Origin of the sequence: Vibrio sp. 10N.261.52.A1 (genome assembly GCF_002876325.1) — a bacterium.
Lineage (GTDB): Bacteria > Pseudomonadota > Gammaproteobacteria > Enterobacterales > Vibrionaceae > Vibrio > Vibrio chagasii.
This window is the reverse complement of the sequence record NZ_MCYD01001411.1, coordinates 1-1,197: the sequence shown is the minus strand read 5'-3', so window position 1 is coordinate 1,197 and position 1,197 is coordinate 1. Positions and strand designations below refer to the sequence as shown.

2 protein-coding genes and 1 pseudogene are annotated in these 1,197 nt (G+C 42.4%); all 3 read right to left on the bottom strand.

Annotated features, from left to right (window positions below):
- Positions 1-252, bottom strand: a pseudogene (locus BCT81_RS28490) (GNAT family N-acetyltransferase); the annotation flags it as partial.
- A 122-nt stretch (positions 253-374) separates the two neighbouring features.
- Positions 375-731, bottom strand: coding sequence for a hypothetical protein (locus BCT81_RS28485; protein ID WP_102426611.1), 357 nt, complete (start codon positions 729-731; stop codon positions 375-377).
- Between the two features lie 71 nt (positions 732-802).
- A complete protein-coding gene (locus BCT81_RS28480) occupies positions 803-1,138 on the bottom strand; it encodes a 5-carboxymethyl-2-hydroxymuconate isomerase (RefSeq protein ID WP_102426610.1) in 336 nt (111 codons plus the stop codon).
- Positions 1,139-1,197: the final 59 nt, after the last annotated feature.

Sequence of the window (1,197 nt, the reverse complement as noted above, 5' to 3'; positions counted from 1 at the left end):
GCGCAAGTCGATATGGCCACGAATAGCACCATTCGAATCTTTAGCTAACCAAATTTTTCGCCAGCCATTCTCTCCAAACTCAAACTTAAACCCATCAGAAAAGCGAGCCTTATGTGCTTCAGACATTTTACACTCTGACTTTGAGACTGGCTGGAATAGCGGTGTCTCTTCTAATGCGATTTCTGACAACTGTGTATCCAGATATACGAACAAACTCTCTAAATCAGAGTGTTGTGCTTCTACTATTTTCATTACTACTCCTATTCCAACTTCGCCTCAAATGGCAGAAATGTTTTATCGGGTTACTCATTGTGCATCGTTAATGCCAAGCCTTAAGAACCAACACCAATCCAAAGCAATGCCCCACGTGTCAGTTAAAACTCGTCACAAGTATCTCTTGAGCTCCTATCTGGAAAATCGAAATTAAGATTATTATCGTCTTCCAAGATAAACAGGACACGCCCATTCTCAACGCCCGTTTCATTTCTATCAGAACATCCGCGAAAGAGCTCCCAGTCGAACGCATATTCAAGACGATACTGGTTATAATTCACATGTTGCACGCTTTTGATTTTGATTCCGTTGACCACATGTGCCATATCATCGATGTACGACAGGTCTGGAACCAGTTGGTCCTCAAATTTACTCTTATTGTCAGTTAAAAAATCGGCGAGCTCAGAGCATAGTTCTGGACCATGAACCAAAGGTTGAGATTTATGGATAAACAACATTTCCCAATATTCCTGCAGCGAGTTGGAGTGAAGATACAAAGATCAGCGTATAAAATGCGACTTCCGGCCTGTTAGACAACGACCTTGCCATAACTGTTTCTGTCCATATCAAGCACCTCAACGGTGATCGATGCTCTACTGAGGGACAAAGCCAGCAATTGCGTCATCACTGTTTCAGATAGCGTTGCTTTGTCTGTGTCACTTCGGCCAGACAATATCCGCACCGTCACATGGATAAAATCTTCTTTTTCTGTACCCGTTTGGTAGTTCTCATAAGCGATACTTCGAACTTTAATGTCTCGTCCATCGGCTTCGAATAACTCTGAGTTCAGTGCTCCTAAAAACACTTTCTTGTTCAGTTGCTCGGCGTTAATCGTCGACGAGTGTTCGATAATACAATGAGGCAAATCTTACTCCTTTGGTTAACCTGGTATTTGTTATGTGCCGCTTTTTCTGACTATATCGA

Coding starts and splice junctions, on each gene's coding strand:
- BCT81_RS28485 (WP_102426611.1), bottom strand. CDS start 731: ATGTTGTTTATCCATAAATCTCAACCTTTGGTTCATGGTCCAGAACTA.